Annotated in this window: 26 protein-coding genes; 5 read left to right on the top strand and 21 right to left on the bottom strand. The window is 65.2% G+C overall.

The genetic code is table 11. The features are described from left to right. Positions 1-69 precede the first annotated feature (69 nt). The 6 genes from OVA30_RS14505 to OVA30_RS14480 form a co-directional block, all read right to left on the bottom strand. Positions 70-786, bottom strand: coding sequence for an endonuclease III domain-containing protein (locus OVA30_RS14505; RefSeq protein WP_268175877.1), 717 nt, complete (start codon positions 784-786; stop codon positions 70-72). Positions 787-851: 65 nt separating this feature from the next. Beyond that, on the bottom strand, positions 852-1,358 hold the full coding sequence (locus OVA30_RS14500; RefSeq protein ID WP_268175876.1) for a DUF892 family protein: 507 nt from the start codon (positions 1,356-1,358) through the stop codon (positions 852-854). Between the two features lie 111 nt (positions 1,359-1,469). Next, entirely contained in the window at positions 1,470-2,051 is a 582-nt protein-coding gene (locus OVA30_RS14495) for a TetR/AcrR family transcriptional regulator (RefSeq protein ID WP_268175875.1), read from the bottom strand. 153 nt (positions 2,052-2,204) lie between these two features. Further along, the gene (locus tag OVA30_RS14490) at positions 2,205-4,259 is read right to left on the bottom strand and encodes a GAF domain-containing hybrid sensor histidine kinase/response regulator (protein ID WP_268175874.1); all 2,055 of its coding nucleotides are present in this window, start codon (positions 4,257-4,259) and stop codon (positions 2,205-2,207) included. 5 nt (positions 4,260-4,264) lie between these two features. Then, entirely contained in the window at positions 4,265-4,459 is a 195-nt protein-coding gene (locus OVA30_RS14485) for a ribbon-helix-helix domain-containing protein (protein ID WP_080518443.1), read from the bottom strand. A gap of 196 nt (positions 4,460-4,655) precedes the next feature. Then, positions 4,656-5,504, bottom strand: a complete 849-nt coding sequence (locus OVA30_RS14480) for a LysR family transcriptional regulator (RefSeq protein ID WP_268175873.1) — start codon at positions 5,502-5,504, stop codon at positions 4,656-4,658. Between the two features lie 98 nt (positions 5,505-5,602). Between OVA30_RS14480 and OVA30_RS14475 the strand changes: the two genes are divergently transcribed. Next, a complete protein-coding gene (locus OVA30_RS14475) occupies positions 5,603-6,007 on the top strand; it encodes a tautomerase family protein (protein ID WP_268175872.1) in 405 nt (134 codons plus the stop codon). A gap of 305 nt (positions 6,008-6,312) precedes the next feature. Next, positions 6,313-6,564, top strand: coding sequence for a hypothetical protein (locus tag OVA30_RS14470; protein ID WP_003602849.1), 252 nt, complete (start codon positions 6,313-6,315; stop codon positions 6,562-6,564). Between the two features lie 190 nt (positions 6,565-6,754). Here the strand turns inward: OVA30_RS14470 and OVA30_RS14465 are convergent, their stop codons facing one another. Continuing rightward, positions 6,755-7,099, bottom strand: coding sequence for a hypothetical protein (locus OVA30_RS14465; RefSeq protein WP_268175871.1), 345 nt, complete (start codon positions 7,097-7,099; stop codon positions 6,755-6,757). A gap of 550 nt (positions 7,100-7,649) precedes the next feature. Between OVA30_RS14465 and OVA30_RS14460 the strand changes: the two genes are divergently transcribed. Continuing rightward, positions 7,650-7,931 carry a hypothetical protein gene (locus OVA30_RS14460; RefSeq protein ID WP_012254837.1) on the top strand — a complete coding sequence of 94 codons (282 nt, stop codon included), beginning with the start codon at positions 7,650-7,652 and terminating at the stop codon, positions 7,929-7,931. Positions 7,932-8,032: 101 nt separating this feature from the next. On the opposite strand, the gene OVA30_RS14455 is transcribed toward OVA30_RS14460, so the two are convergent. The 6 genes from OVA30_RS14455 to OVA30_RS14430 form a co-directional block, all read right to left on the bottom strand. Continuing rightward, entirely contained in the window at positions 8,033-9,730 is a 1,698-nt protein-coding gene (locus OVA30_RS14455) for a methyl-accepting chemotaxis protein (protein ID WP_268175870.1), read from the bottom strand. 506 nt (positions 9,731-10,236) lie between these two features. After that, complete coding sequence (locus OVA30_RS14450; RefSeq protein WP_268175869.1) at positions 10,237-10,779, bottom strand: YciE/YciF ferroxidase family protein; 543 nt, start codon at positions 10,777-10,779, stop codon at positions 10,237-10,239. Positions 10,780-10,989: 210 nt separating this feature from the next. Continuing rightward, complete coding sequence (locus OVA30_RS14445) at positions 10,990-11,994, bottom strand: magnesium transporter CorA family protein (RefSeq protein ID WP_003602860.1); 1,005 nt, start codon at positions 11,992-11,994, stop codon at positions 10,990-10,992. 25 nt (positions 11,995-12,019) lie between these two features. Continuing rightward, on the bottom strand, positions 12,020-12,889 hold the full coding sequence (locus OVA30_RS14440) for an SDR family oxidoreductase (RefSeq protein WP_268175868.1): 870 nt from the start codon (positions 12,887-12,889) through the stop codon (positions 12,020-12,022). Continuing rightward, on the bottom strand, positions 12,886-13,737 hold the full coding sequence (locus OVA30_RS14435) for an SDR family NAD(P)-dependent oxidoreductase (RefSeq protein ID WP_268175867.1): 852 nt from the start codon (positions 13,735-13,737) through the stop codon (positions 12,886-12,888). Before OVA30_RS14435 ends, OVA30_RS14440 begins: the two co-directional genes overlap by 4 nt. A gap of 8 nt (positions 13,738-13,745) precedes the next feature. Then, a complete protein-coding gene (locus OVA30_RS14430; protein WP_268175866.1) occupies positions 13,746-14,510 on the bottom strand; it encodes an enoyl-CoA hydratase-related protein in 765 nt (254 codons plus the stop codon). A 431-nt stretch (positions 14,511-14,941) separates the two neighbouring features. On the opposite strand from OVA30_RS14430, the gene OVA30_RS14425 reads away from it, so the two are divergent. Next, positions 14,942-15,385, top strand: coding sequence for a DMT family transporter (locus tag OVA30_RS14425; protein WP_268175865.1), 444 nt, complete (start codon positions 14,942-14,944; stop codon positions 15,383-15,385). Between the two features lie 61 nt (positions 15,386-15,446). On the opposite strand, the gene OVA30_RS26010 is transcribed toward OVA30_RS14425, so the two are convergent. From OVA30_RS26010 to OVA30_RS14405, 5 genes are all read right to left on the bottom strand, one after another. Next, a complete protein-coding gene (locus tag OVA30_RS26010) occupies positions 15,447-15,848 on the bottom strand; it encodes a hypothetical protein (protein WP_442786105.1) in 402 nt (133 codons plus the stop codon). Between the two features lie 128 nt (positions 15,849-15,976). Beyond that, the gene (locus OVA30_RS14420; protein ID WP_268175864.1) at positions 15,977-16,369 is read right to left on the bottom strand and encodes a DNA adenine methylase; all 393 of its coding nucleotides are present in this window, start codon (positions 16,367-16,369) and stop codon (positions 15,977-15,979) included. Next, positions 16,366-16,716, bottom strand: coding sequence for a hypothetical protein (locus OVA30_RS14415; RefSeq protein ID WP_268175863.1), 351 nt, complete (start codon positions 16,714-16,716; stop codon positions 16,366-16,368). Before OVA30_RS14415 ends, OVA30_RS14420 begins: the two co-directional genes overlap by 4 nt. 180 nt (positions 16,717-16,896) lie before the next feature. Next, entirely contained in the window at positions 16,897-17,727 is an 831-nt protein-coding gene (locus tag OVA30_RS14410; RefSeq protein WP_268175862.1) for a hypothetical protein, read from the bottom strand. Positions 17,728-18,960: 1,233 nt separating this feature from the next. Continuing rightward, positions 18,961-19,983 (bottom strand): KpsF/GutQ family sugar-phosphate isomerase, encoded by a 1,023-nt coding sequence (locus OVA30_RS14405; RefSeq protein ID WP_268175861.1) that lies wholly within the window; start codon positions 19,981-19,983, stop codon positions 18,961-18,963. A 253-nt stretch (positions 19,984-20,236) separates the two neighbouring features. Between OVA30_RS14405 and OVA30_RS14400 the strand changes: the two genes are divergently transcribed. Beyond that, complete coding sequence (locus OVA30_RS14400; protein ID WP_268175860.1) at positions 20,237-22,009, top strand: outer membrane beta-barrel protein; 1,773 nt, start codon at positions 20,237-20,239, stop codon at positions 22,007-22,009. Between the two features lie 68 nt (positions 22,010-22,077). On the opposite strand, the gene OVA30_RS14395 is transcribed toward OVA30_RS14400, so the two are convergent. The 3 genes from OVA30_RS14395 to OVA30_RS14385 form a co-directional block, all read right to left on the bottom strand. Then, complete coding sequence (locus OVA30_RS14395) at positions 22,078-22,641, bottom strand: AprI/Inh family metalloprotease inhibitor (RefSeq protein ID WP_268175859.1); 564 nt, start codon at positions 22,639-22,641, stop codon at positions 22,078-22,080. A gap of 240 nt (positions 22,642-22,881) precedes the next feature. Continuing rightward, on the bottom strand, positions 22,882-23,706 hold the full coding sequence (locus tag OVA30_RS14390; RefSeq protein WP_015823847.1) for a succinate dehydrogenase iron-sulfur subunit: 825 nt from the start codon (positions 23,704-23,706) through the stop codon (positions 22,882-22,884). A 56-nt stretch (positions 23,707-23,762) separates the two neighbouring features. After that, positions 23,763-24,323 (bottom strand): hypothetical protein, encoded by a 561-nt coding sequence (locus OVA30_RS14385; protein ID WP_268175858.1) that lies wholly within the window; start codon positions 24,321-24,323, stop codon positions 23,763-23,765. Between the last annotated feature and the right edge of the window lie 26 nt (positions 24,324-24,349).

The raw sequence follows: 24,349 nt of genomic DNA, 5'->3' as shown, positions 1-24,349 counted from the left end.
CGCAACCGATCGCTCTTCATTTCGGGATGTTCGCAGAACCGCACTGACGGAAACGGCTCCGCTTCGAGACTATGCGGTGCGATGGTCGGCGTACCAGTCGCAATGCTTCGTCAGCGGGCAGTCTGCGCATTTCGGAGTTCGGGCGACACAGATCTTCATCCCATGCTGGATGAGCCATTCATGCGCATGGCGCTTATAGCGCGCGGGGGTTTGCGCATTGATGAGATCGGCCGCTTGCTTGGCCGAAGTCGTGTCCACGACACCAAGACGGTTCAGGACGCGAAGGACATGCGTATCGACCGCGATGCTGTCTTCCGAGAAGGTGAAGTTCATCAGGATATCGACGCATTTGCGGCCGACCCCTTGCAGCTTCATCAGGTCGTCCCGGTTGCCGGGTATTTTCCCGCCGTAGTCTTCGATGATCTGGCGGGCCATTTCCTTCAGGTTCTTGGTCTTGCGGTTGTAATGCGCGACCGGCTTGATGATGCGACGCAATTCGTCGTCCGGCAGGTCGCGCAGCTCCTCGAAGGTCGAAACCTTTTCATAGAGCGGCACGGCCGCGTTCACGACGCGCTGGGTGATCGTCATCGTGGACAGGCACACCGACACGAGGCTCTTGAACGGCGTCGAGGACAGGCCGTTGGTCATCCACGGATCGTCGGTTTCATCGAAGGTCGTGTAGGTCTTGCTCAGGATGCCGTAGATCGCATCGAGGTCGCGCTGGGCTGCCACCGGTGCGGCGGCGCGGCGGGATGTGTTCTGCGAGCGGGATGGGGTCGCCGGCATCGAAGCCTCCGGGCGGCCGAGCCGGCCCCGATGAGGGACCGGCCGCGCCTTGTGCGGTTGCGGGATCAGGCGGCCTTGCGCGCTTCGCCGGCGGCCTTGGCGCGGATCGTGTCGCCAACCTTGGTGAACCGCTCACGCAGGGCTTCACAGGCCTTGCTCATGGCCATGAAGGTGTCCGCTTGGTCCGCGTAGCCGAGCTGCTTGGCAAGGGCCCCCTGCCCTTTGAAGGCACCCGCATAATAGTCCAAGCCGGACTGCGTGCCGGCGACGGCGCTGAGGTCGAGCAGATCCTGATCGGGCGCGGCCTTGACCATCTCGGACGTCCCGTTGCCGACGCCTTCCATGATGCGATCCTTGAAGCCGTTCGGCTCGGTGCCGAGCTCTTTCAGGAAGCCGACGAAATGGGTCTCCTGCTTGCCGGCGGTCTCGCTGTACTCTCCGAGAAGCGCCTTGAGGTCCGCATTGCGGACCTTGCCGGCCAACGCCTTGCCAGCCGCATCGCCTTGCTCGCTCGCCGAGCGCAGCGCGTGCAGGCCGGCGATATGCCACTTCGTGAAGTTGTCGTCTGCCATGTTCGCCTTCGCCCCCGTTTGAGGTTTTGAAACGCCCGGTCGCCAGTGCCGTACACTGCCTTCGGGCTATTGGACGATATCGTCCATTTCCTTCAAACGGATGCCGGCGCGCTAAGTTCCGGGCGGTTCGCGCGTGAGCCAGCCCTTGGCTTCGAGGAGCAGGATGGCATCGTCCACGTCGCCGGCGCATCGCTGCCGGAGAGGCTCGATGTCGGTACCGAAGGCCGCCTGAAACGAGATCGGCTGGATGGCCAGCTCCACGAACCGTTCGGCCATTCGGATCATGTCTTGGGACGCTTCGCCTCCGCCGACAGGATCGAGGGCGGCGAGGACACAGCGGACGGAGCCCTCGAAGCTGACCCGGTACGCCATTCGCGCGAGGTCCGGGAAATTCGGAGCTTCCGCTGCCGTGATCCGCATCAAGGCAATGCAGCGCGGCACCAGGAGGTTTTCCGCCAAACCGCGCCCGACATGGCGCAGCCGTTCCCGGACGCCGACGCCGGTTGGGCTCGCGGTCAGCTCATCGAACATGACGTGGATCGAGCGGCGGACGACGGCAGCGAACAGCGCTTCCTTGTCCGGGAAGCGGCCGTAGAGCGCGGACTTGCCGGTCCCCGAGCGCCGCGACACCTGATCGAGCGTCGTGCGACCGAATCCCTGTTCGAGGAACAGAGCGGTGGCCGCTTCCAGCATCCGTTCCTCGGCAACGCCCGCTTCGGCGGCCGGTGGTCGTCCCCTTCGCGGCTTATCGGCAATCATCGATTTCCGTGTTCATCCGGCTGTCACCAGCTCACCGCCACCGCTTTACGAGAAACGTCTCCGATCGGATGGCATCCACGGTAGACACTACACGTCACCGATGCGCTTGCGGCGGGCAGGCTTGGCAACCGCCTGCAAGGTGCGCGAGAGCTGTTCGACCGAGTAGGGTTTCTGCAGAAGCTCGAACCCGTTGGTGCCGGTCCGGGCCAGAACGTGGCTGTAGCCCGAGGTCAGGACGACAGGAAGATCGGGGTGAAGCCGCTGGATCTCGCGGGCGAGATCGACGCCGTTCATGCCGGGCATCATCACGTCCGTGAACACCACGTCGAAGCGATCCGCGTCCTTGGCCAACTCCGCCAGGGCTTCCGCGGCATTCGCCGCCCAGACCGTGCCGAAGCCGAGTTCCGCCAAGGTCTGCGTGGCGAAGGTGCCGACTTCGACATTGTCCTCGACCACGAGCACAGAGGTGCCGCGGCCGCTCGGCACGGGCGTCGGCTCGCTTGGCTCCGGCGCCTGGATCTCGCCGAGCACGCGAGGAAGGTAGAGCGTGAAGGTCGTGCCCTGCCCGACTTCGCTTTCCACCACGACCTCGCCATGGGACTGCTTGGCAAAGCCGAAGACTTGGCTGAGCCCGAGGCCAGTCCCTTGCCCGACCGCTTTGGTGGTGAAGAACGGCTCGAAGATCCGTTCGACCACGTCCTTCGCGATGCCGCTGCCCGTGTCGCTGATCGACACCGCCACGAACGGCCCCTGTACCGCGGGGTGAGCGCGCACAGCTGGCATCTGCTCGACGGGCTCCACGCGAATGGTGAGCTGCCCCTCACCCTCCATCGCGTCGCGCGCGTTCACGGCCATGTTCACCAGCGCCGTGTCGAACTGGCTCGGGTCAGCATTCACGAAGCAGGCGTTCTCCGGCAACTCGGTCACGACCGTGATGCGAGAACCGGTGAGCGTACCCAGCATATCGGACAATGCGCGCACGCTGTCGCAGGCTGCGAACACCTTGGGTTTGAGTGTCTGCCGCCGTGCGAAGGCGAGGAGCTGGCCCGTCAGCTTCGCGGCGCGATCCACCGTGTTGGAGATCGCCTCGATGTAGCGGGTGCGCCTGTCCTCGGCGAGATCCGGTCGCTTGAGGAGATCGGTCGACGACTTGATGACCGTCAGAAGGTTGTTGAAATCGTGCGCGACGCCGCCGGTGAGCTGGCCGATCACCTCTAGCTTCTGCGACTGCCGCAGCACGTCCTGCGCGTCCCGAAGCTCAGCCTCGGCCCTGAGCCGCGCGCTGATGTCGTGCGCTTGGTGGAAAGCGCCGAATATCGTTCCTGCTGCATCGCGTAGGGGTGTGTAGGTGATCTCCCAGCAGGGCTGGCCGAACTCGGCCCGGCCGAAAACGGCTTCGACCGTGTACGCCTCGCCCGCCAGCGCGCGGGCCATATTGGCGCGCATCGCGGCGGCCTGCTCCGGAATGAACAGGTCGGGAAAGACGTCGCCGATCTTCGTGTAGAAGCCGTTGACCCGGAAGAACTCGTCGTTGTGGGCCTTGTTGAAGGCGATCAGCCGGTACGCTTTGTCGAAGACGCAGATCGGCTCTGCGTGGGACTGAACGATGTTCTCGTAGAGATCGCGCTCGGCCGTACGCGATGCAAGACTTTGGTTGGCATCGAGGTGGAAGCCGATCAGGTCGGCGAACATCTTGAACATGCCCACGACCGCGGGCGTGTTCAGCTTGGCGGGTTTCGGATCGATGGCGCAGAGCGTGCCGAAGAACGTGCCGTCCGGCAGCACGATGGGCATCGAGATGTAGCTCTGGAAGCCGTACTTGGCGGGTGTGTGATGTTCGCAGAAGGTCGGGTCATCGGCGACGTGGTCGATGATGACCGGGACCCCGCTCTGCCGGATCTCGTGGCAGATGGTCGTCTCAAGATCCAGCTCGCCGCCGGGCTTGAGGCCGAAGGCGATGTCGTCCTTGACGGCGCAGGCGACCCAGCGGTCCTCGGTGACACGGGCGACGGCGGCGAAGCCCATGCCCGTGGTGCGACAGACCACATCGAGGATCGTGGGCACGGCCGCGATGCTTTCGACCGCGACGACGTCGTTGAGGAAACCCTGTGGGAATGGTGGAGCTGATCTCGAGGCGGTCATGCGGCTCAGCGACCTGAACAATCATCCGCGCGGGTTCGCTTGCAACCTGCCGAGCGCGCGGGGTCACGCTCGATCAGAAGACGGAGCCCGGCCCATACCACTTCACTCGCGTTCGAGTAGTAACCTGAAGTAACTTCAACGTGGATGTCGGCAATCAATTCGGCCGTGAGGGAGACGTTGCAGGTCGGCGTGTTCGACATACCAACGGTCTGTCACGCCTGGGCGGCACCGTCAAAGGTTGCCGAAGACACAAACCGGCTCTGTAGAGGGCGGAGGTGGTGTCGCCGAGAAGTGGACATCCCGAGACTCCGAAACGGGCGGTTTGCAGACATTCGGCTTGACGCACCGGTCTAGGTGACAGCGGGGCGAAATGGCCCGCACGGCAATCCCTGCCGATCACGTGACACGCAGCATCGTCTGTACCGCCACCTCAAGTGCCCGTGCTGCGGCACTGGCCGTAGGCGAGCTTGTTCGGGCAAACATCACGATCTCCGACGGCGGTAAGTCGGGAAGGCCGAAGCGCGGTCCAACATCGCTCATTCGCCCAGAGGCGACGGCACCCATTGGAGCAATACCGAGCCCTGCTCTCACGGCCGCCAGCAGCGCACTGCAACTCCCCCCGACGAAGGCCTCCCGCCACGGCGTCTTGTTTGCATCGAGGCGCCTGATCGCAACGGCTCTTACCCCGCAGGGCGGCCCAAGCGTCACGAGTGGTACGGGGAGGTCTGGCGCTGTGACGTTGTCTTCCATGGACCGCCAGCCCAGCGGGTCCGTGCCAAGCACTTCCCCATCCGCTCCGCCCGCTTCCCGGCGGATGATGACGGCGTCGAGTTCACCCTCGTCGAACGACGCGCGGACCTGCTGAGAGGTCCCGCTGCGCAGTTCGAGAGCGCTCCTCGACGGGAGTGCCGCTCGAACGTGGCGTATGACGTGCTCCAGCCCTGTTCCCAGTGCGTGATCGCTCGCCCCGATTGCGAACCGCATTGTTGGCTCATCGTCGAAGCACGCGGCCTTATCGTGGGCAGCCATCAGCGCGCGCGCCTTGGCGAGGAAGGCCACGCCGTCCTCTGTCGGTCGGACGAAGCGAGGCGTGCGTTCCAGCAACTTACGACCGAGGGCCGCTTCCAAACCTTTGAGGCGTGTGCTGACCACCGGCTGCACCGTACCAGCTGCCTCCGCTGCCCGCGTCAGATTGCCAAACTCCACCGCGAGGATGAACAGGCGGACCGAAGCCAGATCGAGCATGATATTGAATCGCTATGATCACAAGTGCACATCATAGCGTTCCGCGTTAGTTGCTCCAATGCCAAATTGACCTCCGCACGAAGGCCCAGGAGGTTTCTATGCCCATGATCACCGTCCGCTACGTCACTGCGTCCCCGCGCGCCGATCTCAGGTCCGATATCGCTCAACTGGCAACGCGGCTCGGGGCGGAGCGGCTTGGCAAGGACCCGAACGTCACCGCTGTGTTGGTTGAGGAAGCCGATCCACAGGGCTGGTTCATCGCTGGAAAGCGCCCGACCGATGCGGGGCTGTCGGCGTTCTGGCTGGACATCAAGATCACCGCTGGAACCAACACGAAGGCTGATACGACCTCCTTCGTCAGTGCAGCCTTCGCTGGGATGGAAGCGTTGATCGGCCCTTTGCATGAAGAGTGCTACGTTTTCGTACATGCCGTTGACGGCGACGCTTACGGCTACGGTGGGCGCACTCAGAATGGCCGTTGGGCAGCCGCCAACCCTGGATAAGTCGTTAGGTAGGGGCTTCTTGCCCAAGATCGGAAGCCCTTGTGCAAAGGCATGCAATGGGTCGAAAGCGACTAACCGCTCATGTCACATCAACGTTCGTTTTATTTGCAAATCCGGCAACGGCATCTTTCAATTACTCAGTGTCATGTCGAAGGTTGGTGGGTGTCAGCGCGAACTGACGTCCAAGCACGACTGCGCGGATAAGCGCCGCCATCACGAGGTTGTCGCGAGCCGGAACGAACCCTTTTCGATGCCCATGCGTTTGGTGTCTCACTCCAGCGATCTAAGAAAACACGGAGGCTCAGATGCGTAAGGTGTTGCTCGTGACGGCCGCCCTCGGTGGGCTGATCATCCAGGAGGCTCCCAGCTTCGCGCAGGGCTTTCGGGTCGGTCCAGGGGGCGTCGAAATCGATGATGGGCGCGGCTACCGCGAGGATCGGCAGGAGCGCCGCTACCGCCGGATGTGCCGCGAGCTTCGCGACGCTTGCGAGAACAAGGACATCTACGGTGAGGAGGGCCAAGGCAATTGCCGACGCTATCGCCGCACCTGCGGCTGACAAGCAGCGAACGCGAACCACCGAAGCGAAATAGGGTGACGTCCAAGCTGATACGCTGAGGCTCGCGGCTTGGCTGTCGAAGGCCGGGTACGCGACACGTCTGACGTTGTGACTGGAGGAACCCGGCATGAGAAGACTGTGGGTTACAGCGCTCGTGGGCCTGAGTTTTTTGAGCGTGATAAGCTCAGCCTCAGCCCAGCGAGGGGGGCGTGACTACGGCTACGACGAGCGGGAGTATGGTCGTCAAAGCTATGGCGAGCGCGACGGCGGCGTTCGTGGTCGCGGGTACGATGACGATGACGATGATGATGATGATGATCGGCCACGTGAACGCGGCCGCAGCTACGATAATGGCTACGGTAACGAGCGGCGTCGCCGATACGATGAAGATCAGGATCGCCAGCCCGGTCGCGGGTACGACACTGATGACCGGGAACGGAAGCGTCATCGTGGGTCCCAGGAGGAGCCTGAGGCTAAGTTCGACGAAGACGAGTACCTGCGTTGCAACCCGGATGTCGCCCGAGCCGTGGAACAAGGGCAAATGCGGTCTGGGAATACCCATTACAGGACATTCGGGCGCCGTGAGGGGCGCCGCCTCAGCTGCCCAATGAAGCTCTAAGTCCCAGTCGCATTCGCCGACTTGCTGAAGCGCTGGCTCTTTTAAAGGTCCAAGTGGGTCCATATTCGCATTTGCGCGAACGGCTCCCTTTCACCTTAACCGCGCCGCGACCCAGATGCTGCGTTCCTTCGGTTTTCTGGACATTTATGGTCGCACTGCGAGAGGCCCGCTTGGGGTCGAAAGCGGCGGCCGGCCGGAGTCCGAGAAAAGGATCGCCCGAGCCGGTTCGAGGCAGGTATCCGGTGGGTCCTCTGCGCCCGATCCGAATGTGCGAATACAAGCTCAGCCTCCAAGCCACCTGAGCGGTCGGTCCGACGGCACCGTTCGGCCGGGAGAGACGCGCCGATCTGCGCCGCGCCTCTGGGGGAACGCTCGTTCCCGGCCATTGCCGAGGCCGGCGAGGAGCGCGCGAAGGAACGCCATCGCGCCGCCGTGGTTTCTTCCGCCACCACCTGGGAGGAACAGTATGCGAATTCTTGCGACGGCGTTGGCGCTGACGGTCATGACGGGGCTCGGCGCCGGGACCGCGGAAGCCAAGGGATGCATCAAGGGCGCGATCATCGGCGGTGTCGCCGGACATTATCTGGCCGAGCGCGGCGTGGTCGGGGCCGTGGCCGGCTGTCTGGCCGGACGGGCCCTGGCGAACCGGCGCGCGCGGCGGGAGGTCGATTACGGCTCCCAGGTCCAGCCCCGCGGAGCCGGCTATGGCGGCGGGCAGGCCTATCCGAGCCGGAATTACCGGTATTGATGCACGAAGGGGCGCCGTTCGGCGCCCCTTCTCGTTTCTGCAGTTTTCGACACGGCCCGGGCCGCGCGAAATGTCCGGAACTCACTTCGTCGGGATGCGCCTTAGGCAGCGCGAATCGTCGTGAGGAAGCGTTTGACCTCGGCGGACAGGTGCTCGGACTGACGCGACAGCTCTGAAGCGGACATCAGCACCTGGCTCGCGGCAGCTCCCGTTTCCTCCGAGGCCTCGGCCACCCCGCCGATGTTGGTCGTGACCTCGCTGGTTCCCACCGAAGCTTCGGCGACGTTGCGCACGATCTCCTGCGTCGCCGCGCCCTGCTGCTCGACCGCCGCCGCGATCGTCGCGGTCACCGTGTTGATCTCCCGGATCCGCGTCGTGATCGAGCCGATCGCACCCACCGCCTGCCCGGTCGCCCCCTGGATCTGACCGATCTGGCCGGAGATTTCCTCGGTGGCGCGGGCGGTCTGGTTTGCCAGCTCCTTCACCTCGGCGGCGACGACGGCGAAGCCGCGACCGGCTTCGCCGGCCCGTGCGGCCTCGATGGTGGCGTTGAGGGCGAGCAGGTTGGTCTGGCTCGCGATGTTGGCGATGAGGTTCACCACGTCGCCGATCCGGGTCACGGCCCTGCTCAACTCGGTGACGTGGGAACCGGTCTCGTCCGCCTCGGCCACCGCCTGCTGGGCGAGGTTGGCCGAGCCGGAGACCTGCCGGCCGATTTCCTGCACCGATGCACCGAGTTCCTCGGCGGCGGAGGCGACCGTGTTGACGTTCGCGGCTGCCTCCTCCGCGGCCGAGGCAACGGTGGTCGATCGGGTGGCGGTCCTCTGAGCCGTCGATGTCATCTGCTGGGCCGTCGCCTGCAACTCGGTCGCCGAGGAGGAGACCATGCCGACGATGCCGCCGACCGCCCCCTCGAAGCCGTCAGCGAGCTCCATCATCGTGCGCTTGCGCTCGGCCGCCGCGGCGGTCTCGGCGATCTGCCGTCGCTCGGCGTCCTCGGCCGCCTTCCGGGCTACCATCGTCTTGATGCCCTCGACCGCCCGTCCCACGGCGCCGATCTCATCGCCGCGCGCGGCTTGGCGAATCGTGGAGTCGATCTCGCCCTGAGCCATCCGATTCAGAACGGAGACGAGCTGCGAGAGCGGCCGGGTAATGCCGAACACGACGATCGCACCGGAGAGCACGGCGGCCAGAAGCAGGCCGACCGCCGCCATCACGATCAGCTGGGTGACGGCCGTTCCGACATCCCGCTCGAGTTGGCTCGCGCCGGCCTGCATCTCCTCGATGATCTTCTGCGTGCGCGCTTCCACCAGCTCGGTGAGCTTGGCCCGCGCGGGCTGCCCTTCCTCCTGCACGATCGTCATCGCGGCATCGGTCTCGTTCCTGCTGCCGAGAACGATGGTCCGGTCGATGACGGCGAAATAGGCTTCGGCGAGTTTGCGAACATCGTTGCCGAATTTGACGCGTGCCGGCGTGTCCGCCAGGGCGATCAGCCGATCGATGTTTTTGTAAACGCCGCTGACGGTGGCGTCGTATCGTGCCTTGTATCGGTCGATCTTTTCCTTTCTGGGGTCGATGATGAGGTTGCGGCTGAGCAGAGTCGCCTCCGCAACGCCGGCCTGAGCCTTGAGATAAGACTCCTGTCGCACCGTCAGGACGTCGGCGACATAGCGGGATTGGACGGCGATTCCTTCGAACGTCGCCCGCTCGTGCAGAATAAGTGCGATAGCCATGGCAGCGATCAGGACGAGCGGCGCGCATAGCTTCAACAAGACGCTCGCGTTGTTGATATATCTCATTTGAGGTCAGTCCGCCCGCTCGGTGCCAAATGGATCTATTGGAAAAGCGGGGCGAGTATTAAATAACGGGTTAAGATCCCTCGATCGATTGTAATCCCTTGGGATGCTGCCGCCTTTGCAAAAAGAGAGCAGTGTAGAGGCGGGACATCAGAAGCTTGGGTCGGCCGAAAACCCCGTGCCGGTCGGGCACGCGGCGGGTGCAGAGGTCGGCGCCGGACGCGCCCTTCAAGGGCCGGCTTCCCGCTCGCGGATGGCTGACATCTGCCCGGCGAAGATCAACCCGGCCTCGCGAGCACGCTTTCGAAGGCCCTCCGAGCGGGAGGAGCGCTCGCACTTCGAATGGGGGTGACGAGCGCGATACGGCCTGTCGGAAGGGGGCGGGAGATGTCCGGAACGAAAAAAGGGGCGCCCTTTGAGGGCACCCCTTTCCTGATCTGGCTTGCCTGCCCGCGATGCGCGGCCCGTCTTACGGCAGGACCATCGGTCCTGCCGCGTGCCGCGTCGGATCAGGCGCTCTTGCGCCCGCCCTTGCCCTTCGCCGCGCCCGCTTCGGCCTCCTCGGAGCCCTCGGTGTTGATGCGCTCGGCGATCTGCGAGAGCAGCGCGTCGGTCTTCTTCTCTTCCTGAAGGGTCTCGTCGAGCAGCTTGGCGGCGTCCGCGTAGCCGAGCTGGGTCGCCCAGGTCTTAAGCGTGCCGTAGCGGGCGATCTCGTAATGCTCGACCGCCTGGGCGCAGGCCGCCAGCACCGCGTCGGCGGCCGGGCTGTCCTCGAAATCCTCCAGATCCTCCTCCATCTCGGAGGTCAGGCCCTGCATCGCCTCGCAGGTCTTGGCGCGGGCCGGCTTACCGATGATCTCGAACACCTGCTGCAGGCGCTCGACCTGGTTGGCGCTCTCCTCGGCATGGATCTCGAACGCTTGGCGGAGTTCGTCATGTTCGGCCGCCTTGGCCGACTTCTTCAGTGCACGCACCGATTGCTTTTCCGCGTAATAGACGTCCTTCAACGTCTCATAGAACGCGTCGTGCAAGGTCTTCTGCTTGGTGGCCATGGGAGTTCGTCTCCTGATTGCTGAACGAGGGGGCCGGGGGAGTGATCTCACCGTCGGCCGACACCTTAAGAACGTGAGTTCAGGCGACAGGGTCCGAAAATTCTCTTGGGGGGAGGCCGTAAAATTCCGGGAACCTCGGCCGGTGGCGCCGGGGTTTCTGGGATCGGCCCGGAGGCAGGGCCACCTCCCCGGCCCAGGGCGCGGCGCGGGCTACAGCCACTTCTTCCAGCGGAAGAACACGTAGGGCAGCACGGCGGCCACCACCATCATGCCGACGGCGGCGGGGTAGCCGAAATGCCAGTCGAGTTCCGGCATGGTCTTGAAGTTCATGCCGTAGATCGAGGCGATCAGCGTCGGCGGCATGAACACCACCGCCATGACCGAGAACAGCTTGATGATGTTGTTCTGTTCCAGGTTCACGAGGCCGAGCGTCGCGTCGAGCAGGAACTGGATCTTGGCCGAGATGAAGGTCGCGTGCTCTTCCAGCGATTGCAGGTCGCGAAGCGTCGAGCGCACGTCCTCGCGCAGCTCGCGCGGGGCCTTGGCCGTGCGGTAGGTCGCCGAGAGCGAGAGCAGGATGCGCTCCATCGAGACGAGGCTCTCGCGCTGCTTCGAGATCAGGTCGCCGTAGCGCCCGAGCGAGCGCAGCGTGTCCTGCAGCGCGTTGTTGCGCGAGGACGGGTCGCCCTTGTCCTCGAAGATCTTTCGCGAGAGGCGGTCGATGCGCTCGCCCTGGAGCTGGAGCACGTCGGCGGCGCGGTCGATCACCGCCTCGATCAGCCCGGCCAGGATCGACTCGCCCGAGACCGAGCGCGACGGCCCGTTGCCCGTCGCCCGGCCGGCGCGCTGGGTGTACATCCGGAACGCCTGCGGCTCCTCGTAGCGCACAGTGATGAGCCGGTTGTCGCGCAGGATGAAGGTGATGCCGGCCAGGCCCGGCTCCTCGGAATCGCTGACGCGGGAGAGCACGCGGCCCGTCATGTAGCGGGCGCCGGCCTCAACGTAGAGCAGCTCGGAGGGCTCGATGTCCTTCATCTCCTCGCGCGTCGGCACGGTGATGCCGAGGAAGGATTCGACCTTCACCTCCTCCTCCCGCGTCGGGCGCACGAGGTCGAGCCAGACCGTGTCCTCGGAGATCGGCTCCTGCAATTCGAGGTAGCGGCGTTCCAGCACCGTCTGGGAGCCGCCCGCGACGGGCTTGTGGGTGAAGATCAACGGATGTGACCTGTCGGATGGGGCTTCAGTCGAGTGCCCCGGGCGGGGCGACGCTTGTGTCCGGCACGAAGAAGTCCGGCGCAAGCGGAACGCCTGCTGTGACGCGGTATTTTGAAAAGTCCGTGACGCCTTCCTCACTCAGAACCGTGTCGTCGATGAGGAAATGTCCGGTGAAGCCCTTGGCCTCCCGCAGGAACACGGCATGCGCGGCATCCGCCATGATCTCCGGCGTGCGGCTGGCCTGCATCAGCGCGTCGCCGCCGAGCAGGTTCTGCACGGCGGCCGTGGCGATGGTGGTGCGCGGCCACAGGGCGTTGACGGCGATGCCCCGGCCCCGGAGTTCCCCGGCGAGCCCGAGCACGCAGAGCGACATGCCGAACTTGGCCATCGAGTAGGCCAGATGCGGCGCGAACCATTTCTCCGCCATGTCGAGCGGCGGCGAGAGCATCAGGATGTGCGGGTTCTCCGCCCGCTCCAGATAGGGAATCGCGTATTTGCTGACCATGTAGGTGCCGCGTGTGTTGATCTGATGCATCAGATCGAAGCGCTTCATCTCGGTCTTGGGCGTGTTCGACAGCGAGATCGCGCTCGCGTTGTTGACCACGATGTCGATCCCGCCGAATTGTTTTGCGGTTTCATCCAGCGCCGTCTTCACCGCCTCCTCGTCGCGGACATCGACGGTGAGCGGCAGCGCCCGGCCCCCTGCCCGCTCGATGGCTTCGGCGGCGGTGAAGATCGTGCCCTCCAGCTTCGGATGCGCCTGCGCGGTCTTGGCGGCGATCGCCACGTTGGCGCCGTCGCGGGCGGCGCGCAGGCCGATGGCGAGCCCGATGCCGCGCGAGGCGCCGGTGATGAACAGCGTCTTCCCCTTAAGGCTCTTCCCTTCAAGGCTCATGCGTCATCCTCTCCGATCCGGAAGCGCTCCGGCTGGCGGCCGTCGGCGTCGGTGAAGCCGTAGGCGCGGGCGAGATCCCCGACATGGACCGTCCGCCCCGCCCGGTCCAGCACGGCGGGGTCGGCGGACAACGCCGCGAGCGCCCGGCCGGCATAGAGCGGGCTCTCGGTGGCGAGCGCCTCCTGGCCGAGATCGCGCACCCGCTCGGTGGCGACGAAGCCCGGCGAGAGGCTGAGCGCGCAGACGCCGCGGGGCGTCAGTTCGGCGGCGCAGGCGAAGGCGAGCCGGTTCGTCGTCGCCTTGGCGAGGTCGTAGTAGAAATCGCCCAAAAACCCCTCCTCGGTGCCGAAGGAGACGAAGGCGATCAGGCCGGAGCGCGCGGCGACCATGGCCGGCGCCACGGCGCGGGCCAGCAGCAATCCCGGATAGGGCCCCGTCCCCAGAAACTGCGAGAACGGCTCGGCCGAGCGGCGCCAGAACGGCGTGCCCCAGGCGGCGCCGTCGGGGTAGCGCTCGCCGTCATAGCCCTCGTTGCCGCCCCACACGCTGGATGCCGCGACATCGATCCGCCCGAACCGGCGCAGCGCCCAGTGCACGAGTTCGTCCACCGCCCGCTCGCTGGTGTGGTCGCAGAGGTAATGGTGCCCCTCGCCGCCGGCCGCATCGACCTCGCGGGCGGTGTCCTCGATCGCTTCCGCGCGCGTCTCGGTGCGCCGCCCGGTCTCGGAGGAGCGCGCGGTGACGATCACCGTCGCCCCCGCCTCCCCCAAGCCGCGGGCGAGCCCGCGCCCGACCCCGCGCGAGGCCCCGGCCACGAGGCAGACTTTTCCCCGCAACGAAGGCGTCACCGAAGCGCTCACGCCTTGCCAGCGAGGAAGCGGGCGAGCCGCGCCTGCGTCTCGGGATCGCGCAGGCCCGCCTCGAAGGCCTGCGCCTCGGCCTCGATCGCCGCCTCGACCAGCCCCTGCTCGCCGCGCATCAGCGCGCGGGTCGCCTGCACCGCCCGGCGCGGCAGGGCGGCCAGCCGCGCGGCTTGCGCCAGCGCATGCGCCTCCAGCGCCTCGGAGGGTAGTTCGGCGTTGGCGAGCCCGAGCGCCACGGCGGCCGCGCCGTCGAACGGCTCGCCGAGCAGCAGCAGCGCCGAGGCGCGGGCGAGCCCGATCCGGCGCGGCAGCAGGTGGCTGGCGGCGGCCTCCGGCACCACGCCGAGTTCCACGAACGGCATGCGGAAGCGCGCCTGCGGCCCGACATAGACGAGGTCGCAATGCAGCGTCAGCGTGGTGCCGACGCCGATGGCGAGCCCGTCCACTGCCGCGACCATCGGCGTGCGGGTGCGGGCGAGCTGCCGGATGAAGCGCAGGGCCGACATCTCGGAAAACGAGTCGCGCGGCGCCGTGCCGGCGGCAAAGAAGTCGGCCAGATCGTTGCCAGCGGTGAAGGCGCCGGGCAGCCCGGCAAACACCACCGCCCCGATTTTTTGGGAGTTCGCGTCGGCGTCTTCCAGCGCCGCGGTGGCGGCGTCGTACATCGCCCCGGTCAGCGCGTTCTTCTTGGCCGGGCGGTTCCAGCGGATCAGGCGGACGCCCCCCAAAAGATCCTCGATGGTGATGGCTTCGCTCATCCGCCCTCGCCCCACGCGCCGATCCCGAGCGCCGTCGCCGCCCTGACGGCATCGGCCCTTCGCCCCACCCTTCTTCCCGCGGCGACGCTTTGTCGAGGGGCCATCGGCGCGGTTCGGGCGCGCGCCCGCAAGCGGGTTCACGGCGCCGCGCCCCCTCCCCGTCCGGCCGAGGCCGCGGAACCCGGCCGCACGGTGCCGACCCGCGCGGCAACACGGGCGGCGTCCGGGTTCGCGGGCCGGCGCCCCGGATGGAGGGCGGCGGGGACGGGCGGCCCGAGCCGCCGTTCGCGGGGCCGGCCGGGTCGATCCGCGCGCAGGGCCCGAACCCAAGCCCCGTCGCCCGGCCGCGCCGGCCCCGACGCCCCGGCTTGCCCGGCGGTCCCGGTGTCGCACCCGCGAAACTTGGCGGTCCGCGTCTCGGATGACGGGCTATGTGGTCACTCTACGCTCTCACGATCCTCGCCGGTCTCGCCAACGCGATCCAGCCGGGGCAGAACGCGACGCTGTCGAAGTCGCTCGGCCTGCCGGTGACGGCGGCCCTCCTGACCCTGCTGGTCAGCACCGCCGCCCTGCTCGTGGGCGGCCTCGCCCTGGGCAAACTCGAACTCCCCACCAGCCAGCAGCTCGGGCAGGTGCCCTGGTGGGCGTGGCTCGGCGGTTTTTTGAGCATCCTGCTGATCCTGGCCCAGCTCTACGCCTCCCCCGCCATCGGCGCGGCGACCTTTTTGGGCATCATCGTCACCGTGGGCGTGCTCGCCTCGCTCGTGCTCGACCACTTCGGCTGGATCGGGTTTCAGGTGCACCCCGCCAGTGTTTGGCGGGTCGCTGGGGCAGTGTTGATGGTGATTGGGGTGGGGCTGGTGGCTATCTTTTAGGAGTCAATGTGATCCTACATACGCAGGACATCGGCTCCGATAGAAAAAGCAGCTGGCTCATTTAGAAGGTTCTTGGAATTCGGTGGTCAGTAACCAAGGAAATTGGCCCCGCTAAGTCTGGAATATGCAAACTATCATCAAAAAACATTATCTCAGTTCCCTTCCGCGTAGTTCTGGCAGAGTAGCCTATATCATAAGAAATCCACTGTCTTTCCGAGTATAATTCTCTAATGCTCGGCACGTCATCGTATGAGACGATCCATTTCTGAGCTTTGATATTGGATTGTATTGCTCGAGATATAGATACGTGATCATCATGTTTGTAGAAGTTATAATATAGATCTGGACCTTTCACATAATATGGAGGGTCGCTATATACTAAGGTGTTCTTTGGCCATTTTTTAGTTCCATGAGACAGGAAATCCACTGCGTCTAGACCTGTAACTCGAATTCTACCTTTCATTTTGGCTATTGCCTGAATTCGATTTATCAAATCTTTGCTGTTGTAACGCGCATTGATTTTCCAATTCCCATTCTGAGAGCGCCCACCTATAATGCCGGCGTTTAGAATACCAGACCGATTTGTGCGATTTAGAAAAACATCGCAAAACCTAAATCAGTTATACAGTGTTGGTCTGGTGCTTGAAGGACGAATTTGTTTTTGTCCCAACTATCAACCGTAACTGGAGTGTCTGAAATAAGTCGGCAAAGTTCCTCTGTGTGATCCAATACCGTGCGCCAAAACGCGTAGACGGGCTTGCTTATATCATTGATATGGATCGTGCTAACGTACTCATGAAATAGTAATTCTAGGGCGATAGCGGCGCCGCCTGCAAATGGTTCTACATATTCGCCATCCATCATTCCGTTTTGTTCAATGATCTTCTTAACATATGCAGCAAGCTTGCCTTTTCCACCAGGGTATCGCAGCGGGGTAAAATGCAAAAGACCAGTCTCATTCTGAGACAGTTTAGCGGGTTTCATTGCCAGATTGCCTCGAAGAAAAGTTGCGCATTATCCCATGCGACCTTAAGTTCCCTTTCTTGGGGGGAATAAAATCTATTATGCACATAGTTGTGCAGCGTATCAACATAGAGGGGGCTATTTCTGTCATCAATGCCTTTAGATACCCCGTCTAAGTTTTTCTTCACGATTCCATTTGCTCCCATGTGATCAATCACAAGTTTTACCTTGTCTCTAAGCTTTTTGTCTTTTGGACCCTGTGGGGTTGCGTTGGTTGTAGGAAGTGCGTTTTTGTCCATGTAATGATCAACTGACAATTCTAAAAATACTCGAAACAATACTGATATGGCGTGAGGGTTTTCGGCCATTATGAGGCCGCGCAGCTCCTTGACAATTTCTGCGATCTTCGCGTTCGTTACATTGAGAGAGCAGTCCCTTGGAATCAATGCTCGCCTTACGTATGCACGCACTCGCACAGGTTTAGAAGGGGGAGGCGACGGCTGAGGCGGCGGAGGTGAAGGTGGGATGAAATCGGTATCGCCGAATGATTAAACAGGAGAAAGTTTTCCGGCTACTGCATTTAGATCTGGCAGATCTTCTTGTAACGTTTTTACCCAATCAATCATCTGGTCGCGTTTTTTGAGCATAGTGACATTGATTGCGCCACTTGCTAGATCTTTCACTATTCTGCGAAGTGGCTTTATGATTTGTTCCGGCGGGAGCTGGGTTGACAGCTTCTGACCTCTGATTTCCACTCCGATCAAATGACGGACGGCAGGCGTAGAAATAAGACGATCGAGAGTTGTGATTGGAAATCGATCAAGTATTTGCTCTTTTTCTTCGTCAGACAGTCCCCCATGGCTGATGACAAGATCAAGGGCTTGCAGGGCTGGGTCTGTACCCCTGAAGCGAGCTGTCGCAACGCCATTCCAATCAACTATTCCACGCCCTCCGTTTGCGCCAGTATGGCGCTGTGTGATCCATGAAACGCCTTCCGACCTGCTCTTAAGTTCGAAGCAGGGCACGGGCTCTATGACTGCCGCATCAAACTGATGCGCAAGTTTCTCGAAACGTTTTCTAAGATTTGGACGTATCTCAAGATCGCGGAGAACATTAGGGTTTCTAAGTATTTTCATTGCCGCCAGCCGGCGATTGCCCTCAAGAACGATCCATTTGTTTGTAATGGTGCTTTTTATGACCAGCATCCTGTCCATAGGATTGAGGCCGTCAGTTACGATGCTTTCTGCAAGGGCCGCGAGGCGAACGTCTTGATCAGTTATAATTTGTTTTATGGCGTCGCGTTGGCTGCCTGGTTTGTCAATTCGAGGGTTCTCTAAGTCGAGAAGAAGACTGTCAATTTTTAATTTTTTATCGGCCACAGATTGGACCTCCCAAAACGGGTGACCAACTTAAGGATGGCGGGTTGCACTGTCTAGCGGATCGGTTGTGTCGGATGCAGCGTCCTTCTGTTGTGTCTCGTGAAAAAGATTGAGCGATTCAGCATAGATCTATTTCAAGTCGAAATAAGGGTTGTCGCAGGTTGGGAAATATTTGCAAAGACTTATCGGTATTGACTTTTTATCCGGACTTTAGGCGGCATGAGAGGCAGGCAGGAGTTGGATGCGAAAAGGACATTTGTGTGGATGGAAATAATTCCTTGACATTCTAGGCTGAAAATCCTACAACCCATGCCACTCGCCTCCCGGTCCAACCGGGGGAGCTTTTCCGGTGACCGGCCGGCGAGGCTCGTTGGGAGGTGGGGCGGTTCCCGCGTCGGTGGCCCGGTCGCCATCGCCTCGGGCGCTGTGCGCGACACAACGCCAACGCGGGATGGGGCCATAGGCCGGTCTCGGGTCGGCGCCCAGGAACAACCGGAGCCGGGCCCAATACGAGGTCCGGTGCGGACGAGTCCGCCCATAGCCGTCTGCCGAGGTTCCCTCTCCCCTCGCGGGGAGGCGGGCCGAGGGTCCCACAGCGCCTAGATCCGGGGTCGATGCCGGTGGAGAGACCGTGACGCCAAAACGGAGGGACGGCTTCCCGTGATAAGGAAGCGGCCCCTCCGCGGGACGCCGGGAAACCGGCAAAGTCTCACATACCCATCCGGAGGTTTCGCGGCGTCCCGCGTCCCCCTCGGGGTTTGTGTTCGATGCGTACCCAGCCGGCCGATCGGCCAGCCGTCCTCCGGGCCCGGATTCAGGGCCGCGGGGGGAAACGTGTTTTTGCAAGAAAGCTGTTTGACCGGTCGGGGCGACGAGCGCGGTTCCAGCCCTCCGTCTCATCCTGAGGTGCGGCGCGAAGCGGCGCCTCGAAGGATCTTCCCGATCCCGCGCGATCCCCGGAGCCCCCTTCGCGGGCGCTTGCGCGCCACCTCAGGCTGAGGGCGTGGCGGGGCGGATGTGCGCGGCGCCTGGAGCCGTATCCGACCTGAGTGCATCAGGCCGGCGTCTCTCGATCCTTGTTGTGACGCGCATTCTTTCGACGAACCGGTGGCCACTTCGTCGGAATGCGCTCCAGAGCATCATCCTGAAAGGTGGTGACCGGCTTTCGGAAAAAGATGATGCAAGAACAAAAGGCTAGAGCATCGTGCCGGATCCGATATCCAGCACGATGCTCTAGGCCACGCCGGTGCGCAGCAGGTCGTGGTAGTGCACGAGGCCGACGGGGCGGCCCTGGTCCACCACCACGAGCGCGGTGATCTTCATCGCTTCCTGGATCTGCAGCGCCTTGGCGAGCAGGGTCTCGGGCGTGATCGTGCGGGGGTTGGCGGTCATCACCGCCTCGACCGGCAGGCGGTCCAGCCCCTCGCGGGAGAAGACGGCGCGGCGCACGTCGCCGTCGGTGAGGATGCCGGCGAGCGCGCCCGCTTCATCGACCACGAGGACCGACCCGAACCCCTTGGCGTCGATCTCGGCCACGGCGGCCCGCATCGCGGTGCCGATGGCCACCACGGGCAGATGCGCCCCGCCATGCATGACCTCGCGCACCTGCCGCAGCGAGGCGCCGAGCCGGCCGCCGGGATGGAACACGGAGAAGTCGCGGGCGGAGAAGCCGCGGGCCTCCAGCAGCGCCACGGCGAGGGCGTCGCCGAGCGCGAGCTGCATCGCCGTCGAGGTGGTGGGGGCGAGCCCGTTCGGGCAGGCCTCCTTGGCCTTCGGCAAAGCGAGGCAGGTGTCGGCCTCGCGGCCGAGCGTCGAGGCGGCGTTGGAGGTGATCGCCACGAGGCCGACGCGGTAGCGCCGGGTGTAGCCGATGATGTCGGCCAGTTCCGTGGTCTCGCCCGACCACGACAGCGCCAGCACCACGTCGTCGGGCTGGATCATGCCGAGATCGCCGTGGCTCGCCTCGCCCGGGTGGACGTAGAGCGCGGGCGTGCCGGTGGAGGCGAAGGTCGCCGCGATCTTGCGGGCGACGTGGCCGGACTTGCCCATGCCGGTGCAGATCACCCGGCCGCGCGCCGCGCCGATCCGCTCGACGGCCTGCGCGAAGGGCTCGCCGAGGCCGTTGTCGATCGCGGCCATCAGGCAGGCCAGGCCCTCGCGCTCGGTCTCGATGGTGCGCAGGGCCGAGGCGATGGCGGGCGCCCGCGCCGCGCCATTCGTCCGGTTCCGGTCCTCGATCCGCTGTGCCAGGGCCATGAAGCTGTCGTTTCCGTCTCAAAGCCCGGCGCCGGGCCCTCGCGATTCCTGATCCGCCCTCTTCAACCGCGACTGTGGCCGCATGGGGGCTACGCGGCGGCTGCTCACGGCGGGACAGGGCGAGCGGGCGCCCCGCAACGGCACGTTAACCATGCCCGGTGTAGCCCCGTTAACCATGGAGCGCCGACCGGACACGGAACGCCGCCCCGTCCACGGGCCGCCGGCCGTAGTATCCAGGGAAAGAGCGCTGCCGGTGTCACGCGAGCGGCCGAACGGGGACAAGCGAGGCGGGCGCCGCGGGGCGTTCGCTCTGGCGCTGCTCCCCGCCCTGCTCGGGGGCCCCGCGCTGGCGCAGGAGGCGCCCGACCCGGCGCAGGCCGAGCCCGCCCCGAGCACGGCGTCGAACCCGCTCGCGCGCAGCCCCTCCGAGCCGGCGACCGCGGGCCGCCCGCGCCGCTCCGCCTTCGACGCGCCGACGGCTTTGCGCGGCTCCGGCGCCTTCTCCGCCCCCGCCCCGCTCGGCAGCGGCACGACCGCGAATCCGGCCCCCGCCTCCGAGGAGAGCGAGGAGCCGAGTGTCGCCCGCCTGCCGCGCTTCCGCAGCGCGACGAGCCTGCCCGGCTCCGCCGCGACGCGGGGCACGCCGGCCCGGCCCTCGATCCTGCGTCTGCGCGCGGCGCCCCCGCGCCGGCTCGGCACGGCGACCCGCCAGATCACCCAGACCCGCACGCAGCAGACGATCACCGATCTGCGCCTCACCCCGGTGATCCAGACGCCCGTCTCCGGCGTGCCGCTGCCGGCGCCGATCCTCGGGCTCGGCCTGCCGAACGCCGCCGGGCTGCTGCTCGGCACGGCTTTGCGCCGGCCGATCCCCGCCGACACCGCCTACGCGCCGCTCGGCATCCGGCTCGGCACCTTCACGCTGCTGCCGGCCTTCACCCAGAGCGTCGGCTACGATTCGAACCCGGACCAGATCGGCGGCACCCGCCTTCGGCCGTCACTGACCCTGCGCAGCGAGGCGGAGCTGGCGCTGCGCAGCGAGTGGTCCGCGAGCGAACTCACCGCCGAGATGCGCGGCAGCTACCTCGAATATCCGCAGAACCCCGAGGCGAGCCGCCCCAACGCGGTGGGCACCGCCCGGATGCGCATCGACGTCGACCGCGACACCCGGATCGATCTGGAGACCCGCTTCCTGCTCGACAGCCAGCGCATCGGCAGCCCGGATCTCGGCGCGGGCGGGGGGGCGACGACCCGGCCGCTCTTCGCCACCTACGGCGCGACCGCGGGGGTGCAGGAAAACTTCAACCGGCTGCAGCTCTCACTGCGCGGCTCGATCGACCGCTCGGTCTTCGAGGACGCGCAACTCGGCAACGGCACCACGATCATCCAGAGCGACCGCGACGCCAACCAGTACGGCCTGCGCCTGCGCGCCGGATACGAGATCTCGCCCGCGATCACGCCCTTCGTCGAGACCTTCCTCGACACCCGGGTCTACGACACGCCGGTGGACCAGTTCGGCCTGCGCCGCGATTCCGACGGCGTCGCCTTCACCGCGGGCGCGGCGGTGGCGCTCAACAGCACGCTGACGGCGGAGATCTCGGGCGGCCTGCAGCACCGCTCCTACATCGATCGCACGCTGCAGGACATCAACGCGCCGGTCATCAACGCGGCGCTCGTCTGGTCGGTCTCGCCGCTGACCACGGTGCGGTTCAACCAGCAGACCGGCGTGATCGAGACCGCGGTGCCGGGCTCCAGCGGCGCCTTCACCGACGCCGCCACGCTCGAAGTGCAGCACGACCTCCTGCGCAACCTCTCGATCACGCTGGGCGGCGCTTACCTCTCCACCAACTACGACGGCGTGCGCATCCGCGAGCGGGGCTATTCCGCCACCGCCCGGCTCGACTACCGCTTCAACCGCTGGCTGGCTCTCCGCGGCAGCTACATCTACTCGACGCTGAACAGCACCGTCCCGCTCTCGACCTACGAGGCGCACACGGTGCTGCTCGGGGTGCGGGTGAACCCCTGAGGGGAGCGCCTTAGAGCCGTCTCCGACCTGATGGCATCAGGCCGGCGTCCACTTCGTTGGAAAGCGCTTTAGCGCGCCATCGAGAGCTGCGCGCCGGATTTCGAGAGCGCGCCCTCGAGGCCGCCGCCGGCCTGCCGCAGGCGCGCGGTGACGGTGCCGCCCGGCTGGTAGAGGTAGACCTCGCCATCGCGGAAATCCCAGGCCGAGACCTTGGCGAGATCCTTGTTGCTGCAACCCGCGGCCGAGGCCTTGTAGAGGTCGAGCGAAGGCGTGCTCGACAGCGACACCTTGCAGCTTCCCGCGGCATCGGTGGCGTTCCACGAGCCCACCACCGAGGAGCGGCCGGTCGCGACCACCGGCGGCGGAGCGGGCGGGGGCGGCGGCTCGATCGCCTGCGAGGGGGCCGCGGCGACGCTCGGGGGCGGCGGCTCGCCGGGGGCGGCGGAGGCGCCCGGCGGGGGCGCGAGCGGCTCGCTCGTCACCGTGCCGGCGGGCAGAGCGGGCGTGGCGGGTTCGAGCGCCGCCTGGGGCCGCGGACGCTCGCGGGGCCCCTCGAAGCGGTTGGAGGCGCAGGCGCCGACGCTCGCGGCCAGCGCGAGACAGGCGGCTTTCGACAGGAACCCACGCGTCATCAAAGACCCCTCACCCCAAACACGCAACGGTCGCGCTTGCCCTCAGGGCCAAATGCGCTTGCGGCAAGGCAGGCTGCACGCCGGGCCGGGGAAAAGCCGTACACGTCCAGGTTTTCGCGGCAGTGTGGCGGCCCTGCCTCAGTCGATGAGCGCCGCCTGCGGGGTGCCGGAACGCGGAGAGCCGCGCCCGGATTGGGCGCGGCTCTCGGACTTCGTCTCGTAGGTCCTGCGGCGAAGCGATCAGACTTCGCGTTCGACCATCATCTTCTTGATCTCGGCGATCGCCTTGGCCGGATTGAGGTTCTTCGGGCAGGTGTTGGCGCAGTTCATGATCGTGTGGCAGCGGTAGAGACGGAACGGATCGTGCAGCCCGTCGAGGCGCTCACCGGTGTTCTCGTCGCGGCTGTCGATCAGCCAGCGATAGGCCTGAAGCAGGGCTGCCGGGCCGAGGAACTTGTCGCCGTTCCACCAGTAGCTCGGGCAGCTCGTGGTGCAGCAGGCGCACAGGATGCACTCGTAGAGGCCGTCGAGCCGGGCGCGGTCCTCGGGCGTCTGCTTCCACTCCTTCTCGGGCGCGGGCGTCTCGGTCTGAAGCCAGGGCTCGATCGACGCGTGCTGCGCGTAGAAGTTGGTCAGATCCGGCACGAGGTCCTTCAGGACCGGCATGTGCGGCAGCGGGTAGATCCGCACCGCCCCATCCTTGTCCTTGCGGGTCAGGAACGGCAGGGCGTTGTCGGGGGTCTTGCACTCGTCGATGCCCATGGTGCAGGCGAGCGCGTTCTGGCCCTCGATGTTCATGGCGCAGGAGCCGCAGATGCCCTCGCGGCAGGAGCGGCGGAAGACCAGCGTCGGATCGACCTTGTTCTTGATCCAGAGCAGGGCGTCGAGGACCATCGGGCCGCAATCGTCGCGATCGACCCTATAGGTATCGATGCGCGGGTTCTTCCCGTCATCCGGGTTCCAGCGATAGATCCGGAACGTCTGGAGGTTCTTGGCGCCGTCCGGCGCCGGCCAGGTCCGGCCTTCGGTGACCTGGGAGTTCTTGGGAAGATTGAACTGGGCCATGTCGGGTGCCTTTTGAGGTGCGGCGGCCTTGCGGCGCGCTCCGAGTTTCGAAGATCCTATTGCCGGTCGAGCCAGCCGGTCATGAACCGCTCGGCCTCCGCCTTCGGAGGCTGCTTCGCGGCCGGGCCGGACAGGCGGAACTTCACGAATTGGCCGCGCAGACCGGTGAGGCAGAGCAGGCTCTCGGTGGCGCCGAGGGCCGGGTGATCGATGGTGAAGGCGCGGCAGGTGAGCCGGGCGCCCGCCTCCCCCGGCAGGCGCTCCGCGCCGCGATCCTCGCTGCCGCGGTAGATGCCCTGCGCCACCGCCGTCCTGACGTCGCCGGCCGCCTGCGCGAGCTGTCCGGTGACGACAGGTGACGACGCTCCGTCGGGGATGTTCGCCACACCGGCATCGTAGACGTAGATGTCCGCCTTCCAGCGCCCGTTCGTGTAGACGACGGAGTAGCCGAGTCCCGGTGCCCGGGCCTCGTAATCCGTGCGGGGGCCGCGACTGAAGCCCGCGACTTCGGCCGGGAAGTCGAAATCTGGTGCCCGCGCCGCTGCCGGCACGATCAGCAGCAACCCCGCCGCGGCGGACAGGATGGCACGCCCGAGGCGACGCGAGACCGGGATCATCGTCCCCGCCCCTCCCCGTTCGACCG

Origin of the sequence: Methylorubrum sp. SL192 (assembly GCF_026672325.1) — a bacterium.
Lineage (GTDB): Bacteria > Pseudomonadota > Alphaproteobacteria > Rhizobiales > Beijerinckiaceae > Methylobacterium > Methylobacterium extorquens.
This window is presented reverse-complemented; position numbering and strand designations above follow the sequence as displayed.

Coding starts and splice junctions, on each gene's coding strand:
- OVA30_RS14505 (WP_268175877.1), bottom strand. CDS start 786: ATGCCGGCGACCCCATCCCGCTCGCAGAACACATCCCGCCGCGCCGCC.
- OVA30_RS14500 (WP_268175876.1), bottom strand. CDS start 1,358: ATGGCAGACGACAACTTCACGAAGTGGCATATCGCCGGCCTGCACGCG.
- OVA30_RS14495 (WP_268175875.1), bottom strand. CDS start 2,051: ATGCTGGAAGCGGCCACCGCTCTGTTCCTCGAACAGGGATTCGGTCGC.
- OVA30_RS14490 (WP_268175874.1), bottom strand. CDS start 4,259: ATGACCGCCTCGAGATCAGCTCCACCATTCCCACAGGGTTTCCTCAAC.
- OVA30_RS14485 (WP_080518443.1), bottom strand. CDS start 4,459: ATGTCGAACACGCCGACCTGCAACGTCTCCCTCACGGCCGAATTGATT.
- OVA30_RS14480 (WP_268175873.1), bottom strand. CDS start 5,504: ATGCTCGATCTGGCTTCGGTCCGCCTGTTCATCCTCGCGGTGGAGTTT.
- OVA30_RS14475 (WP_268175872.1), top strand. CDS start 5,603: ATGCCCATGATCACCGTCCGCTACGTCACTGCGTCCCCGCGCGCCGAT.
- OVA30_RS14470 (WP_003602849.1), top strand. CDS start 6,313: ATGCGTAAGGTGTTGCTCGTGACGGCCGCCCTCGGTGGGCTGATCATC.
- OVA30_RS14460 (WP_012254837.1), top strand. CDS start 7,650: ATGCGAATTCTTGCGACGGCGTTGGCGCTGACGGTCATGACGGGGCTC.
- OVA30_RS14455 (WP_268175870.1), bottom strand. CDS start 9,730: ATGAGATATATCAACAACGCGAGCGTCTTGTTGAAGCTATGCGCGCCG.
- OVA30_RS14450 (WP_268175869.1), bottom strand. CDS start 10,779: ATGGCCACCAAGCAGAAGACCTTGCACGACGCGTTCTATGAGACGTTG.
- OVA30_RS14440 (WP_268175868.1), bottom strand. CDS start 12,889: ATGAGCCTTGAAGGGAAGAGCCTTAAGGGGAAGACGCTGTTCATCACC.
- OVA30_RS14430 (WP_268175866.1), bottom strand. CDS start 14,510: ATGAGCGAAGCCATCACCATCGAGGATCTTTTGGGGGGCGTCCGCCTG.
- OVA30_RS14425 (WP_268175865.1), top strand. CDS start 14,942: ATGTGGTCACTCTACGCTCTCACGATCCTCGCCGGTCTCGCCAACGCG.
- OVA30_RS26010 (WP_442786105.1), bottom strand. CDS start 15,848: ATGAAAGGTAGAATTCGAGTTACAGGTCTAGACGCAGTGGATTTCCTG.
- OVA30_RS14420 (WP_268175864.1), bottom strand. CDS start 16,369: ATGAAACCCGCTAAACTGTCTCAGAATGAGACTGGTCTTTTGCATTTT.
- OVA30_RS14415 (WP_268175863.1), bottom strand. CDS start 16,716: ATGGCCGAAAACCCTCACGCCATATCAGTATTGTTTCGAGTATTTTTA.
- OVA30_RS14405 (WP_268175861.1), bottom strand. CDS start 19,983: ATGGCCCTGGCACAGCGGATCGAGGACCGGAACCGGACGAATGGCGCG.
- OVA30_RS14395 (WP_268175859.1), bottom strand. CDS start 22,641: ATGACGCGTGGGTTCCTGTCGAAAGCCGCCTGTCTCGCGCTGGCCGCG.
- OVA30_RS14390 (WP_015823847.1), bottom strand. CDS start 23,706: ATGGCCCAGTTCAATCTTCCCAAGAACTCCCAGGTCACCGAAGGCCGG.
- OVA30_RS14385 (WP_268175858.1), bottom strand. CDS start 24,323: ATGATCCCGGTCTCGCGTCGCCTCGGGCGTGCCATCCTGTCCGCCGCG.